The organism is Microbacterium schleiferi (assembly GCF_015565955.1).
GTDB lineage: Bacteria > Actinomycetota > Actinomycetes > Actinomycetales > Microbacteriaceae > Microbacterium > Microbacterium schleiferi_A.
Genome location: NZ_CP064760.1, coordinates 2,857,662 through 2,872,680 on the forward strand (window position 1 = coordinate 2,857,662; position 15,019 = coordinate 2,872,680).

A 15,019-nucleotide genomic window follows, 5' to 3' on the forward strand; every position below is an offset into this window, starting at 1 on the left:
GTCGCGCACCTCGGAGCGGCTCACGTATCGGTGGGGTTCTCGCCGTCCGACGAGCGGCTCACCTCGTCGACATCGACGATCTGCGCCGTCGCCGCTGGCGTGCTCAGTCGCCGCTGGTGCGAAGCAAGCCGCGGAAGGTCGATCAGGCGGATCGACTGCATTCGCGCCCCGCGCATCGTCGCGTAGTCGGGGTCGAGGTCGGGTCGCATCCCCTCGACGATGAGGCGCCGTTCGAGGTTCGCCTCGACATCACCCCACGCGGCATCGCGCGCCTGCTCGATCAGGTGCTCGAGACCTGCCTCGTCGGTTGCGCGCTCGCGGAGTTCTTTCGCGACTCCGGTGTACTGGCGCGCTCGGCGGCGCAGATTCCGTGAGTCACGGCCCCGGTAGTCGTGGGTGCCACTCGGGTCGGACTGCTTTCCCCACGCCCGACGCCAATCGGCTCGGGCGCGGTCGGCCGCAGCCGACTGTTCGTCGGCGAGCGCTTCGAGCGTCTGCCGCGCAAACGGCTTCAAGGCATCGAACGAGAAGGCGCTGTCGTTGCGGATCGCGTCGACGAGGATCCGGTTGCGGATGCTCAGACGTGCCGCGGCGATAGCGATGATGACGCCCTCGGCGACAGCATCGGCCGTCCTGCCCATCCGCCACCTCCTCGATAGAGGGTATCGGGCGGTGGCGTGAGCGGGACGCGCGCGGCGGCCTGAGGATCAGGCGGTCTTCGCGTACCGGGCGTCGCCGAAGCCGAGGATGAGGTAGCCGATGAAGGGCAGGAGAAACAGCAGGAAGAACGAGAAGGCCCCGCCCTTCCCGAAGTTCGCCCCCACCTTGACGGCGACGATGATGGCGAGGATCAGGTTGGCGATCGGAACGAAATACAGAAGACCGAGCCATGCGGAGTACCCCGCGACCTTCACGAGGATGAACATGTTCACGATCGGAATGATCGCCAGGATGCCGGGCCATCCCGCTTTCGTGAAGACGCGCCACAGGGCGACGACGACGATGACATAGATCACCAGGCCGATGATCGAGGACGTCCAGACGGACGAAAGGCTGGCCTGGTCGGTGATGGAGGTCGTAAGCATGGCCACAGCCTAGAGCGAAACCACTCCGCGCTTCCAGCTAACTCTCAGGAAAGTGCGGAGATCCGCCACGACGCCTTGTGAGAATCGCCGGGCGCGATCACCCCGAGTCCCGTGTCGAACGGGTAGCTGTCGTCGTTGAAGGCATCCGGGGCACACGTCATCGGTTCCACGGCCAAGCCCGCGCGGTGACCGGGAGCTCCCGGACCTGCTGGCTGGTCGGCCGTGTGAATCTGGACCCACGGGCAGCGCGAATCCCAGGTGATCGCCGCGCCGACACCCTGCGCATCGGCCACCCGCGTCGTCACGAGCCCGTCGCGGTCGCGGACCAGGTCGGTGTAGGCGTGGTCGATCATGACGGTGCCGATGGTGCGGGATTCGCGGAAGTCGAAGCGTTCGGCATCCGCGGTGACCGGCTGGAGTCCGACGGGTGAGAGCCGATCGGGGGTGACGGTGAGCACCTGCGCGGCGGGAAGCGTGAACGTCCAGTCATCGAGCGCGCCGGGTGCGACAAGGTACGGATGCGGTCCCGTGCCCCACGGCGCGAAATCGCGACTCAGGTTGGTCGCCTTCACCCGCTGGGTCAGCCCGTCCGCGCCGAGCGCGAAAGTCGTCTCCACACGGATGCGCCAGGGGTACCCCTGCTGCGGCTGGATCGTGGCGCCGAGCGTCACCCAGCTCTCGGCCGTCTCGACCGGGGCGAAGTCCAGCCAGGACGCGAGTCCGTGCAGGGCCTGACCTCGGCCCGGTTCTGTCAGGGCCACGTCGTACTGCCGTCCGCGGAACGTGTAGCGGCCGTCAACGATCCGATTGGGCCAGGGCGCGAGGGTCGCGCCGCGAAAGAACGGGCGCACGATGTCGGCCTCGAACGGCACGACCAGGTCGCGGCCGCGATACCGCAGGCTGCGAAGCGTCGCACCCACGCTTGCGATCGTCGCTTCGTAGTCACCCGCCGTGATGGTGTGCTGCACACCAGAGGCAGGGATGACGGACGCAGACTCATCGTTCATACCGCCAGTCTGCCTGACCTCCAGTGCCACCGCCGCCGAGGAGTCGCGGTCGTTCACAGACCCCGCGCCGTTCACAGGCCTTGGGCGAGGCGGTAGTACGCCTGGTTCCAGCGAACCTCTTTCTGGAACCCGCGCACCGTGGTGTCTTCGTCGATGACGAGAAGCTCGGTTTCGGCGAGTTCGGCGAAGTCGCGGAAGACCTCGATGCCCACGGCCGTCGACATCACGGTGTGGTGCGCGGCGCCCGCCGTCAGCCAGCACGCCGCCGATGTCGCGAAGTCCGGAGCGGGCTTCCACACCGCTCGTCCCACGGGAAGGTTCGGCAGGTCGGGAGCGGAGACGTTCTCGACGACGTTGGCGACGAGGCGGAACCTGTCGCGCATGTCGCTCATCGCCACGACGACGGCAGAGCCGGGGTCGGCGGTGAAGACCAGGCGTACCGGGTCGTCCTTGCCGCCTATGCCGAGCGGGTGGATCTCGAGGCTGGCCTTCTGGCTCGAGAGGGTCGGCGCGACTTCGAGCATGTGGGCGCCGAGGATCTTCTCGTCGCCGGGCACGAGGTCGTAGGTGTAGTCCTCCATGAGGCTCGCGCCGCCGGGCAGGCCCTCGCCCATGACGTTCGCGACGTGCACGAGGATCGCGGTCTTCCAGTCGCCCTCGGCGCCGAAGCCGTAGCCCTCGGCCATAAGGCGCTGGACGGCGAGCCCAGGCAGCTGCTTGAGCGCACCAAGGTCTTCGAAGCTCGTCGTAAAGGCGCCGAAGCCGCCAGCTTCGAGGAAGGAGCGCAGTCCCACCTCGATCGCCGCGCCATCGCGCAGCGACTGGTGGCGCTCACCGCCGCGACGCAGCTCGGGAACGATCTCGTAGAGCTCCTCGTACTCGGCGATGAGGGCATCGACCTGCTCATCGGATGCCGCCGCGACGGCATCCGCGAGCTCGTTGACGCCCCACGTGTTCACCTGCACACCGAAGCGGATCTCGGCTTCGGTCTTGTCGCCCTCGGTGACGGCGACATAACGCATGTTGTCGCCGAAGCGAGCGAGCTTGAGCGAGCGGACCGCGGCAAGGCCCGCGGCGGCGCGCTGCCACGTCTCGATCTGGCCCCGCACGGCGGGGTTGGACACGTGACCGACGACGGTCTTTCGCGGCACGCCCAGGCGTGTCTGGATGTACCCGAACTCCCGGTCGCCGTGGGCGGCCTGGTTGAGGTTCATGAAGTCGAAGTCGATCTCGCTCCACGGCAGTTCGACGTTGGCCTGCGTGTGCAGGTGCAGCAGCGGCTTCTGCAGCGCGTCGAGGCCGCCGATCCACATCTTGGCGGGGCTGAAGGTGTGCATCCAGGCGATGATCCCGATGACCTCGTCCCGCGCGTTCACGTCGAGGGCGAGGCGACGGATGCTGTCGGCATCCTTGAGCACGGGCTTCCAGACGACGCGGATGGGGAGCTCGGAAAGCCCAGCGACGACGGCTTGAGACTGCTCGGCTACCTGACGGAGGGTCTCTTCGCCGTAGAGGTTCTGGCTGCCGGTGACGAACCAGACCTCGCGGGTGGCGAACGTGTTGAGGGAAGTCATGAGGGTCCTTCTTCGATGAGGGTGAGGGCTAGGAGAGGGCGGTGACGGCGGCTCGCTCGGCGGCGAGGCCTGCGCGATAGCGGTCGAGGTAGGAGGCGTACCCGGCGACCTCGGCAGGGTCGGGTTCGACGGTGGCGAACTCCGCGTCGGCGAAGACGACGGCTTCGAGATACGCGGCCAGCGAAGCATCGGTCTGCCCCGCGTGGCGGGCTGCGGTGTAGGCGGCCAGAACAGCGATCCCCCATGCGCCGCCCTCGGAGGCGTGGCGCTCCACCGACACGGCGACGTCGAGGGCAGAGGAGAGCACGCGCTGGGCGACGCCAGCGGTGCGGAAGATGCCGCCGTGTGCCAGCATCCGGTCGACTTCGACGCCCTCATCGCCGAGCACCTTCATGCCCAGGCTCAGCGTCGCGAACACCCCCGCCAGCTGCGAGCGCAGAAGGTTCGCGAGGGTCAGCTGGCTGTCGGGCGTCCGGATGACCATCGGTCGCCCCTCATCGAGCCCGGCGATCGGCTCACCCGAGAGCTGGTTGTACGAGAGGATGCCACCGGCATCAGCGTCGGCAGTGAGAGCCTCGGCGAACAGGGTCTCGTACACCGAATCCGGGGGAAGCGGTGAGCCGATGAGATCGGCGAAGCGCTGGAAGACTGCCACCCAGGCGGCAAGTTCCGAGGCCCCGTTGTTGCAGTGCACCATCGCGACGGGATCGCCCGCAGGGGTCGTGACGATATCGAGTTCATCGTGCGCAGCACCCAGGGCTCGCTCGAGCACAACCATCGCGAAGATGCTCGTGCCCGCGCTGACATTGCCGGTGCGCGGAGCGACAGCGTTCGTGGCCACCATGCCGGTACCCGCGTCGCCTTCGGGAGGGCAGAACAGCGCGCCAGGCTTGAGCACGCCGGACGGATCGAGGAGAGCCGCCCCGTCGGCGGTGAGCTCCCCAGCGTCGGCCCCGGCCGACAGCACGGCGGGGAGCACCTCGAGGAGGGGACGCGGTGCGGCATCCGCCGCGAGGGCATCGAAGCGTGCGACGAGGTCGGCGTCGTAGCTACCGGTGGCGGGATCGATCGGGAACATGCCCGACGCATCGCCGACACCGAGAACCCGCTGACCGGTCAGGGCCGTGTGGACGAAGCCGGCAAGCGTCGTGAGGTGGTGGACCTCGCGGACGTGTGGTTCGGCATCCAGCATCGCCTGCCGGTAGTGCGCGATCGACCAGCGCAGCGGAATGTTCACCCCGAACAGATCGCTGAGCTCGGCAGCGGCAGCACCGGTCGTGGTGTTGCGCCACGTCCGGAAGGGCACCAGCAGCTCGCCCTGTGCGTCGAAGGCCAAGTATCCGTGCATCATGGCCGAGATGCCGATGCCGGTGACGGACTCGATGGCGATCCCGTACGCGTGCCGCACCCGGATGCCGAGAGCCGCGTAGGCGGCCTGGATACCCGACCACACCTCGTCGAGCGGGTAGGTCCACATCCGATCGACGAAGCTGTTCTCCCACTCGTGACTACCGACAGCGAGCACGTGTCCGTCCTCGGCGACCAGGCACGCCTTGATGCGGGTCGAACCGAGCTCGATCCCGAGGCTCGCCCGCCCCGAGGTGATCGCCTCGCGGCCTTCGTCAGTGCTCAGGGCGCTCATCGGCGATCATCCGTCGACTGGCCGTACACGTTCTGGTAGCGGTTGTAGAGGCTGTCGATTGCCTCCTGCGGAATCGGGATGAGCGGCCCCGCCTGCCGCGCGATATGCACCGTGCGTGCGACGTCTTCGAGCATGACGGCGGCCTTGACGGCATCCTTCGCGCTCGAGCCGATCGTGAACGGCCCGTGGTTCTGCATCAGTAGGCCGCGGGAGCGGTGATCGCGCAGGGTCTCGACGATGCCCCGGCCGATCGAGTCGTCGCCGATGATCGCGAACGGGCCCACGGGGATGGGGCCGCCGAACTCGTCGGCCATCGCCGTGATGACGCAGGGGATCTCTTCGCCGCGCGCCGACCACGCGACGGCGTAGGTCGAGTGTGTGTGGACGACTCCGCCGACGTCGGGCATGTGGCGGTAGACGTACGCGTGCGCTGCCGTATCGCTGGAGGGCGACCTGTCGCTGCCCTCGCTACCAGGCACCACGGTGCCGTCGAGGTCGCAGAGGATCATGTTCTCGGGGGCGAGATCGTCGTACGAGACCCCCGAGGGTTTGATGACGAACAGGTCGGCGCCGGGAACCCGGCCCGACACGTTGCCGCCGGTCCAGACGATCAAGCCGTAACGGACCAGTTCGGAGTGCAGCTGGGCGACATCGGCGCGGACCCGCGCGATGGCATCCTCGAGTTCGGTCATCGATGATTCCTTCCGAGACACCCTCGTCGCCGCGCTTGTCTGCACCGACCGGGCACGCCTCGAATGTTACCGGTAACACTTCGGATTCGCCACCTGGGTGGCTTGGGGAGGATCAGCGCACGGCCTCAGCGCGAGAGGGGAGCGCTCGAGGCGCGAACCATCAGCTGCGGCGGGGCGGCCGGCGCTGACGCCTCACCGGAAGCCACCTCACCCAGAACCTCGGCGACACAGCGACGGGCGTCGCCGAGAACGTCGACGCGCACACTCGTGAGCGCGGGCGCATAGAACGCAGCATCCGGATTGTCATCGAAGCCCACAACGCTCAGGTCGTCGGGAACACGGATGCCGTTCTCAGCGAGCCCCGCCATCAGACCCAGCGCCATCTGATCGTTCGCTGCCAGGATTGCCGTCAGCTCCCCCACCCGCACCGCTTCGGCGACCTCGGGCGCCAGCGCTGCGCCAGAGCGAGCCGACCAGTCTCCCCGCCACTGGTGCACCACGGAGAGTCCCGCGGCGTCGAGCGCGGCAGCGGTCCCCTGCGCGCGCGCTGCATCTTCAAGCCAATCGACCGGCCCGCCGAGGCGTGCGATCTGCCGGTGCCCCAGCTCGACCACGTGCGCCGTCGCCAACGCCGCGCCCTCGCGTTGCGCGCGCGCCCCGTCATCAGCGTGGAGCGCGGCAACCGGGACCCCCAGCTCTCGTTCGCGCAGCACCGACACCATCCGCGCGTGCGGAGCGACGAGCACGAGCCCGTCGATGCCCTGGGCGAGGACGTGAGCGATCGCGCCGTCGATCGCGGCCGGATCGCCGGCGTCCGCGTACGCCGTAGCGATCCACAGGCCCGCCTCCCGTGCGGCTTCGGCGAGCGCGGCGATTCCCACCGTCGGGCCGTACAGTGTGGCATCCGTGGCGATGACCCCGATGGTGCGCGTGGATGCCGTTCCCAGCGCGCGTGCGGCGTTGTTGACGCGGTAATCGAGCGCACGCATCGCCTCGACCACCCGCGTCCGCGTCTCGGGACGGATGTTCGGGTAGTTGTTGATGACCCGGGAGACCGTCTGGGTCGAGACCCCGGCCAAGCGGGCGACCTCCCGAACACCGGCCGGTCGGGCCGGACGGGTGACATCGCTCATGGGCCCTCAGCGTACTGCCGCGCCGTGCCGCCCGAGGACGGTCGCCGCGCGCTCAGAGAGCGGTGATACGCGCCTTCAGCTGTGCGAGCACGTCGGGATCGATCTGGCCGCCGGCGAACGAGAGCACCGTGGCAACCGGCATCCCCTTGGCCATCCCGACCATCGGATGGTTCGGGAGCTCGGGGACCAGCTCGTCGATGACCGCTCGCGCCTCGGGATCATCCAGCAACTGCCCGAGCGTGGTCGTGTTCAGATCGAACCTGCCAGCCATGGTTCTCCCTCCATCGGCGAGACGCCCGTCGGCGAACGCGCGCCGTATCAGCATCCCAGCGCGTGCCCGCGGCGGCAACAGGGTCGCGGCCCGGGCTCGGCCACGCGAGGAGGCATCAGATCGACGAGAGCGCGTTCTCCTGCTGGTGAGCGACCAATCGCGCGTACGCTCCCCCAGCCGCGAGCAGGTCCGCGTGGGTACCGCTCTCGACAATGCGGCCGGACTCCACGACATGGATGACGTCGGCCCCGACGATCGTGGAGATGCGGTGAGCGATCGTCAGGGTCGTGCGCCCCCGCGCAGCCGTATCCAGCGCCTGCTGCACGGTGCGTTCCGACACCGTGTCCAGCGCACTGGTTGCCTCATCCAGGAGGAGAACCGGCGGGTTCTTCAGCAGTACCCGGGCGATCGCGATCCGCTGCTTCTCGCCGCCCGACAGGCGATAGCCGCGTTCGCCGACGACCGTGTCGTAGCCGTCGGGAAAGGACTCGATCACATGATGAATATGCGCACCGCGGCACGCCTGCTCGAGCTCGTCAGTCGTGGCATCCGGCTTGGCGTAGAGCAGGTTGTCGCGAATGGATGCGTGGAAGAGATAGGTCTCCTGCGAGACGATGCCGATGCTGTCGAGGAGGGAGGGGCGGCGAAGATCCCGGACATCGGCGCCGGCGAACAGCACGGCACCCGACGAGGCCTCGTACATCCGGGGCGCGAGGTAGAGGATCGTCGTCTTGCCCGCGCCGCTGGAGCCGACGAACGCGATGTGCTGGCCGGGCTCGGCGACGAAGGAGACATCGTGCAAGGTCGCGGCATCCTCACCGGCCCCGGGATAGCGGAACGAGACGTCACGGAACTCGATGCGACCGACCGGTCCGGGAGCATCCGCGACCTCGATCGCGTCCGGCGCGTCGACGATCGCGGGCTCAAGGTCGAGGTACTCGAAGATGCGGGCGAACAGCGCCATCGACGTCTGCAGATCGAGGGCCACCCGCATGAGCGCCATGAGCGGGAAGAGCAGCCGCCCTTGCACTGCCGTGAAGGCGACGATCGCGCCAGCTGTGATGTCGACGCCACCGGTGATGAAGATGCCCGCGAGCAGGTAGATGATGGCCGGAACAGCCGACATGATGACGCCGACAACGGCAAAGAACCCCTGTCCGCTCATGGCCTGCCGGATCTGCAGGGAGACCTGACGGCTGGTCTCGTCGGCATAGCGCCCGGTCTCATACTCCGAGCGGTTGAACGAGCTCGTGAGCATGATGCCCGAGACCGAGAGCGATTCCTGGGTCATCGCGGTGAGCGTGGACAGCGACTCCTGGGTCTGCGCCGCGATCCGAGCGCGCACCTGGCCCACGCGGCGCTGGATCACCACGAGCACGGGCAGCATCACGACGGCCACCAGCGTCAGGCGCCAATCGATGATGACCATCGCCACCAGCGAGGCGATAACGGTGACGCCATTGCCGAGGATCGAGGTGAACGTATTGGTCAAGACGCTCGCGACCCCGCCCACGTCGTTCTGGAGGCGGGATTGGATGACGCCGGTCTTCGTTCGCGTGAAGAAGGCGAGTTCCATCGACTGCAGGTGCCGAAACAGCCGCACCCGCAGGTCTCCCGTGACACGGTTGCCCACCGACGAGGTGAGCCACGTCTGCAGGACGTTCAGGCCCGCGGAAGCCACGAACAGCCCGATCATCAGCGCGACGAGTTCGATCAGCAGCGGAATGTTGGGCCCGCCGGAGGCCGGGAATAGTGCGAGATCGAAGACCTGCTCGACCAGGAGCGCGGGAATCACGCCGAGCGCCGCGCTCAGGATGACGAGAACCGCCGTGATGCTCAGCCTGCCGCGGTAGGGCGAGAACAGGGCCACGATGCGCCGACCCAGGTGCGGGATGTGTGGCGCTTCCGCGTTGCGCTCGCGCTGCGTTCGCTCGTCGGCTCCTCGGGTGAGCCCGCCGCCGAAGCCTCCGCGCATCATGCTCATCCGCGTTCTCCCGTTCGACGCTTTCCATGTCTTAGTACATGTAAATGGTACCGCTCCGGAACACCCCGAGGGCCGGGGCTGGCGCGGGGAGCGTCGCTAGACTCCCTCCCATGCTCCGTCGCACCCGACGAACGGTGACCGTCGCGGCGATCGGCGGCGCCTCAGCGGCGCTGATCTCCTGCACCGTCGCGCCACCGGTCGTGGACCCCGAGGTCCCCCCGTCAATCGCGGCGATCATGGACCAGCCCGCATACGAGGACGGTCGGTGGGGGATGTCGGTGATCGACATCGACAGCGGCGAGACGCTCATCGCTCTCAATCCCGACGAGCAGTTCCTCACCGGGTCGACAGCGAAGATCCTGTCCGTGACGGCGGCCCTCGACGTTCTAGGCGCGGACGCGACATTCACCACCCCGGTCATCGCCGTCGGCGATGTGACCGACGGCGTCCTCGATGGCGATCTCATCCTGCGCGGCTCGGGAGACCTCACCCTCGGGGGCCGGACAATGGCCGACGGCACGCTCGATGTGCCGATCTTCGACCACTACGACGCAAACGTCCTCCCCGGCCTCGCGACTCTCACACCCGAGGATCCGCTGGCGGGTCTGGATACTCTGGCGCGGCAGGTCGCGGCAGCCGGGATCCGCTCCGTCGAGGGAGAGGTCCTCGTCGATGACCGGCTCTGGGACGCCGTGGTTCTGGACGGCGTACCCATCTCTCCCATCGTGGTCAACGACAACCTCGTCGACATCGTGCTCACCCCCGGCGCGGCGATCGGCGACCCCGCGACCGCGAGCTGGAGACCCCAGACCGCGGCCTACTCCCTCGATAACCGGGTGAGCACAGCGGATGCCGAGAGCGGGCTCGACGTCACGATCACCGAGAGTGACGGCATCCTGACCGTCACGGGCACCATCCCGCTGGAGACCGAGCCCGTCGTTCAGACCTATCAGGTGCCCGACCCTGCAGCGTGGGCTCGGACCCTGTTCATCGAAGCGCTCGCCCGGGCAGGCGTCGCCGTCGCGGCAGACCCACGGTCACCGAGTACGGGCGAGATTCCTCCGACCGCCGAACTCGACGGTATTGCTCCGGTCGCGGCGTTCACCTCGCCGCCGTTCTCGGAGACCGCACGACTGATCAATAAGGTCAGCCACAACCTGGGGGCAAATCAACTGCCTCTCCTCTTGGCAGCTCACGCGGGTGAGCGGACTCTGGCGGCCGGCCTCGCTCAGCAGATGACCGTTCTCGAGGCTGCCGGGCTCAGCCCTGATGACGTGGCGATCACCGATGGGCAGGGTCTGCCGGGAAACCGCATCACGCCGGCGGCAATGACCGCCTACCTCGCGTTCCTCACGAACGCCCCGTACTTCGCAACCTTCCTCGACTCCACCCCGATCCTCGGTGTCGATGGATCGCTCGCGAACGTCCTGCCCGACGGGGACCCGGCGATCGGTTCCGCGCACGCCAAGACGGGCACCCTCGTGGGCCCGGGAACCGACACGCCGTACCTTCTGGAGACGAAGGCGCTCGCGGGGTATCTGGATGCCGCATCCGGTCGGCGCCTCGCCTTCGCGGTGTTCGTCAACGACGTACCGATCGACGAGGTGCAGGCCGTCATCCAGGCCAACACCGACCTCGGCTCGATCGCTTCGCAGCTGTTCCAGCTCTACTGATGCCTAGACAGTCAGTGGGTGCTCGGCCACTGACTGGCCCGCCCGCAGTCGCCGCGCTGGAAGGTCGACGAGAGTCAGCGCAAGCCCGCCCGCAGCCCACACGAGCAGCACGATCCACTGTTGCGCCGTTGCCGCATCCGGGAAGTACGACAGCGACCGCAGAAGCGTCGCCGCTGCCCCCGGCGGCAGCCACTGGCCGATCGCGCCCCACGGCTGCAGGAGGAACTCGACAGGAACCGCCGCGGCGGAGAGCGGATTGGCAATGAGCATCGTGAAGACAGCACCGACGCCAACACCTGCGGGTCCCAGCAGCCCTGCGAACCCGGTCACGGTTGCCGCGATTGCCGCGATGGTCGCGGCGCATGCCGCAGCGTTGAGCCAGAAGCTGCCCTGAAGGGCGCCGAACGCTGCCTGCAGGATGCCGGCGAGCACGAGACCGGCGCCGACTGACGCAACGACGACCGTCGTCACGCGTCTGACCGCGCTGCCTCGGACGACGAGCGTCGAGACGATTCCCACGGCGAGCCCGCCGAGGACGAGGGGAAACAGCGCCACACCCAGCCCGGCACCCCTCGGGTCGGACGCGGCGAAGGGCACGATGTCGGTGACGGTGACCGTCACGGCAGGGATCTGCACAGGCGCGGAGGGTCCGGACTCGGGGATCTGCGGAACCTGCCCACTTCTCACAGCCTCGACAAGCGACTGCACGCGGGCGGCGGCTTCCTGCTGCGCGGCGGCGATCTGGGACTCGACGGCCGCGCGAATCTGCTCGTCAATGGCCGCCTGCATGCCTTGTCCAAGCTCGTCAAGCATCTGGGCAACAGTCGGGTTCGCCGCGCTTGCCGTCAGTACTTCGGGTGTCGAGCTGGGACCCAGCACGATCGCGCCGTAGCTCTCCCGTTGCTCGATCGCCGTCACGGCGTCATCACGTGAGTCGTAGCGCGTGAGCACGACCGCACCATCCGCCTTTTCGGAGACTGTCGCTTCGACCTGCGTGACCTGCGCGTCGTCGCCGACGACCCCGACCGGGAGGTTCTGTGGGCGGCGGTGACGGCCGGCCACGCGAACAGCAGAAGGATCACCCCGACAACCAGCGACAGGGCCACGGCTACTCCGAGCGCACGCGACCAGGGGGTCAGAGCGGACTGTCCGCTGCCGGGTGCCGGGGCTGAATGAGTCATCGATCCTCCTAAAACGAATGTTCGTTCTTTATTATGAGCAGCACCGATTATCCTGGCAAGACCCCTCTGAAGCGGGGCGGGCGAGGAGGGCAGATGCCGAAGATCAGCGATGCTCGACGCGATGCCCGTCGAGCCGAGATCCTCGATGCGGCGCTGCGCTGCTTCTCACGATCGGGCTATCAGCGCACATCGATGGCCGACATCATCACCGAGTCCGGACTGTCAGCCGGCGCCATCTACGGATACTTCGCGAGCAAACAAGACCTGGTTCTCGCTGTCGCCTCACGGCTGTTGGAGGAACGCCGCGCCGACGTGGAGAGTGCGGCGCGCGACCATCCGCTTTCGCCCGCCGAGATCGCGCTTACGCTGATCCGCGGCGTCCGCACCCAGATGCCGATGGATGTCCTCCTCCAGATCTGGGCAGAAGCCAGCGTCGATCCCGGCATGCGCCGACTGATCGAATCGACACTCGGCCGCCTGCGCGCGACTGTCCGTCAGAGCCTGCTCGCGTGGGCACTCACGCAGCCAGGCCGCATCCCCGACCCCGCGGCGTGGAGCACCGCGACTGCCCCGGTCCTTCTCAGCCTCATCCCGGGATTCGTGCTGCAGCGGGTCCTGCTCGACGGGTTCGACGAAGACGCGTTCCTCCGCGCAGTTCCGATGCTGATCCTCCACGACTGAGCAACCGGCCGCCGACTCGCGAGAACTCAGGCGAGCTCGACGTCGCGGCCCTCGGTCGTGCGGCCGCCGATCTCGACCTCACGGCCAAGATTGCGGCGATGCGTGACGAGTCTTGAGCCCGCCCCCTGCTCGATCTGCAGGTCACGGCCCAGTGCGGCGGTCAACCGGATCGCTGCCGACCCGGTTGCCTCGTCGGTGCGGATCCCGAGACCCGGGGCGAACATCCTCGTCCGCACGCGCCCCTCTTCCTCGTCGAGCCACGCCCAGACGTAGTGCATGCCCTCGGTGTAGGCATCCGGATCGACAGCGTCGACCTCGGCGGGTGAGTCGAGTTGTTCCAGCTCGAACTCCGGCGCCCAGTCGACCTCGGCGCTGATCCAGGTGATCTCGCCCTCCGCACGCACCCGCGCCGAGCCGGCGGGGACGGCGACATGACGGATGTCGTCACCCGACGCGCGGAGCCAGGCGGCAAGACCCACCGTCGGGTGTCCGGCGAAGCGCAACTCCTGCTTGGGAGTGAAGATCCGCGCTCGGACGGTGCGCCCGTCGACCTCGTCGATGAAGACGGTCTCGCTGAACCCGAGGTCTGCGGCGATGTCCTGTTCCCGGCCGCGAGTGGCCTTCGACGCCCAGACGATGCCGAGCGGATTGCCGTGCTCTCCCGCCTCGTCGACGAAAACGTTCACGACGGTTGCGAGGGTGCCCATGACAGGCCAGTCTTGCACGCCGCTCCCCCGCGGTCAGCCCCGCTCGGAGGCCGACCGGGACGCGGTGGCAGGTGTCGGCAATCGCGTCACGAGGATGAGCGCTGCCGCGACAGCGACGAGAGCTGCCGCGAGCACGGCGGCGTACGCGAGGACTCCTGCGTACCCTCCGACCCACTCCGGATCGAAGAAGACGTAGGGATACCAGTTCAGCGAGCTGCCTCGTATGGCGGTGAGAATGCTGTAGGCGAGCGGGTAGAGCAGAGCCCAGAAGGCGCGGTGCAGCGGCACGCGCCGCCGCCCCGGGAACAGTGCGAAGTCGATGACGGCGTACACCGGGACGACGAAGTGGAGCACTTTCGACGAGAACGGCACGAGAAACGCGAACTCTCCCAGACCCGCCGTCTCCATCAGGATGGCGAAGGTCACTCCGGAGATGACGAGGTAGCTTGTCACGATCGCTCGGATCGTCGTCAGCCAGGGTGTCTCAGGCCGACCGATCGACATCCAGATGATCAGGAGGGTAGTCAGCAGAACAAATGCGATGTTCGATTGGATAGTGAAGTAGCTGAGCAGATTGGTGGCTCGACAGGTGGTAGCGAAGACGCAGTCGGCGCGCGAGATGAGCGCCCAGGCTGTCGTGACGAGCGCAGCCGACCGCAGCGCGATAACGAGGATGCGCACCCCGAGCTGCAGCAGGGGTGAGGATGCCGGATGACTGCGCACGTCAGACGCTTCCTCAGTCGGCATCCGCCCGCGCACGTCAACGAGCCTACGCGCGCCGTCGCAGGACTGGCTGCCTTGGCCGTGGTTGCGCTGCTCGCCGGATGCAGCGGATCTGCACCCACTCCTTCACCCACGGTGAGCAGCCCGGCGGCGATACCAACACCGACCTCGGGGCCCGGGGGCTATGAGAGCCTCTCTCAGGCGTGCACGGCGATCGCTGACGATCTGATCACACTCCAGACGATCGGGGGTACCGTCGAGGTCGGGCTCGGCAGCGACGGTGCGGAGGCGATCCTCACCGAACTCGCGGAGATGCGAGAACTCGCTCCGGTCGTGCTCCGCTCCACGTATCGCTCGGTCGCGGATGCCATTCGCGACCTGCCCGCTCCGGATGCCACCGCTGTTGCCACACCGACGGCGGAGCCGTCACCCGCGGCCACCACCACACCCGGGAAGAGCCCGACCCCCGAGCCCGCGGTGACACCACCACCGTTTCGCGGGGTCATCGATTCCGCGGCCGACGAGCTGACGATCTGGCTGACGCGCCACTGCGCAGATTTGTGAGGCGCTAGCCGTTCGCCGAAAGCTGTGAGCACACCCTGACTCTCTGAGGCACCGTTTACGCGACGGAAACACGATCGTGTGCACAATGGATGTGCAGCGTAA

Annotated in this window: 15 protein-coding genes; 3 read left to right on the forward strand and 12 right to left on the reverse strand. The window is 67.8% G+C overall.

Annotated elements, in window-relative coordinates; genetic code table 11:
• Positions 1-20 precede the first annotated feature (20 nt).
• From IT882_RS13930 to IT882_RS13970, 9 genes are all read right to left on the reverse strand, one after another.
• Complete coding sequence (locus IT882_RS13930; protein WP_195692337.1) at positions 21-641, reverse strand: asparagine synthase; 621 nt, start codon at positions 639-641, stop codon at positions 21-23.
• Positions 642-707: 66 nt separating this feature from the next.
• Positions 708-1,085 carry a DUF5684 domain-containing protein gene (locus IT882_RS13935; RefSeq protein WP_195692338.1) on the reverse strand — a complete coding sequence of 126 codons (378 nt, stop codon included), beginning with the start codon at positions 1,083-1,085 and terminating at the stop codon, positions 708-710.
• 44 nt (positions 1,086-1,129) lie between these two features.
• The gene (locus tag IT882_RS13940) at positions 1,130-2,092 is read right to left on the reverse strand and encodes an aldose 1-epimerase family protein (protein WP_195692339.1); all 963 of its coding nucleotides are present in this window, start codon (positions 2,090-2,092) and stop codon (positions 1,130-1,132) included.
• A gap of 71 nt (positions 2,093-2,163) precedes the next feature.
• Positions 2,164-3,666 (reverse strand): L-arabinose isomerase, encoded by a 1,503-nt coding sequence (araA, locus tag IT882_RS13945; RefSeq protein ID WP_195692340.1) that lies wholly within the window; start codon positions 3,664-3,666, stop codon positions 2,164-2,166.
• 28 nt (positions 3,667-3,694) lie between these two features.
• Positions 3,695-5,308 (reverse strand): xylulokinase, encoded by a 1,614-nt coding sequence (locus tag IT882_RS13950; RefSeq protein WP_195692341.1) that lies wholly within the window; start codon positions 5,306-5,308, stop codon positions 3,695-3,697.
• Positions 5,305-6,000 (reverse strand): L-ribulose-5-phosphate 4-epimerase, encoded by a 696-nt coding sequence (locus tag IT882_RS13955; RefSeq protein WP_195692342.1) that lies wholly within the window; start codon positions 5,998-6,000, stop codon positions 5,305-5,307. Before IT882_RS13955 ends, IT882_RS13950 begins: the two co-directional genes overlap by 4 nt.
• Before the next feature lie 125 nt (positions 6,001-6,125).
• Positions 6,126-7,133, reverse strand: a complete 1,008-nt coding sequence (locus IT882_RS13960; RefSeq protein WP_195692343.1) for a LacI family DNA-binding transcriptional regulator — start codon at positions 7,131-7,133, stop codon at positions 6,126-6,128.
• A gap of 52 nt (positions 7,134-7,185) precedes the next feature.
• Positions 7,186-7,404, reverse strand: a complete 219-nt coding sequence (locus tag IT882_RS13965) for a hypothetical protein (RefSeq protein WP_195692344.1) — start codon at positions 7,402-7,404, stop codon at positions 7,186-7,188.
• Between the two features lie 115 nt (positions 7,405-7,519).
• Entirely contained in the window at positions 7,520-9,379 is a 1,860-nt protein-coding gene (locus IT882_RS13970) for an ABC transporter ATP-binding protein (RefSeq protein WP_195694412.1), read from the reverse strand.
• 119 nt (positions 9,380-9,498) lie between these two features.
• Here IT882_RS13970 and dacB point away from each other — a divergent pair, with 119 nt between their 5' ends.
• Positions 9,499-11,061, forward strand: a complete 1,563-nt coding sequence (gene dacB, locus IT882_RS13975) for a D-alanyl-D-alanine carboxypeptidase/D-alanyl-D-alanine-endopeptidase (RefSeq protein WP_195692345.1) — start codon at positions 9,499-9,501, stop codon at positions 11,059-11,061.
• 3 nt (positions 11,062-11,064) lie between these two features.
• Here dacB and IT882_RS13980 read toward each other — a convergent pair whose 3' ends face one another.
• On the reverse strand, positions 11,065-12,123 hold the full coding sequence (locus tag IT882_RS13980; protein ID WP_195692346.1) for a hypothetical protein: 1,059 nt from the start codon (positions 12,121-12,123) through the stop codon (positions 11,065-11,067).
• Between the two features lie 212 nt (positions 12,124-12,335).
• On the opposite strand from IT882_RS13980, the gene IT882_RS13985 reads away from it, so the two are divergent.
• The gene (locus IT882_RS13985; protein WP_195692347.1) at positions 12,336-12,923 is read left to right on the forward strand and encodes a TetR/AcrR family transcriptional regulator; all 588 of its coding nucleotides are present in this window, start codon (positions 12,336-12,338) and stop codon (positions 12,921-12,923) included.
• 26 nt (positions 12,924-12,949) lie between these two features.
• Here IT882_RS13985 and IT882_RS13990 read toward each other — a convergent pair whose 3' ends face one another.
• Both IT882_RS13990 and IT882_RS13995 read right to left on the reverse strand, forming a co-directional pair.
• The gene (locus IT882_RS13990; RefSeq protein ID WP_229382146.1) at positions 12,950-13,648 is read right to left on the reverse strand and encodes a PhzF family phenazine biosynthesis protein; all 699 of its coding nucleotides are present in this window, start codon (positions 13,646-13,648) and stop codon (positions 12,950-12,952) included.
• A gap of 15 nt (positions 13,649-13,663) precedes the next feature.
• Positions 13,664-14,353 carry a Pr6Pr family membrane protein gene (locus IT882_RS13995; RefSeq protein WP_195692348.1) on the reverse strand — a complete coding sequence of 230 codons (690 nt, stop codon included), beginning with the start codon at positions 14,351-14,353 and terminating at the stop codon, positions 13,664-13,666.
• On the opposite strand from IT882_RS13995, the gene IT882_RS14000 reads away from it, so the two are divergent.
• The gene (locus IT882_RS14000) at positions 14,342-14,917 is read left to right on the forward strand and encodes a hypothetical protein (protein ID WP_195692349.1); all 576 of its coding nucleotides are present in this window, start codon (positions 14,342-14,344) and stop codon (positions 14,915-14,917) included. The two genes, IT882_RS13995 and IT882_RS14000, sit on opposite strands and share 12 nt — an antisense overlap.
• Positions 14,918-15,019: the final 102 nt, after the last annotated feature.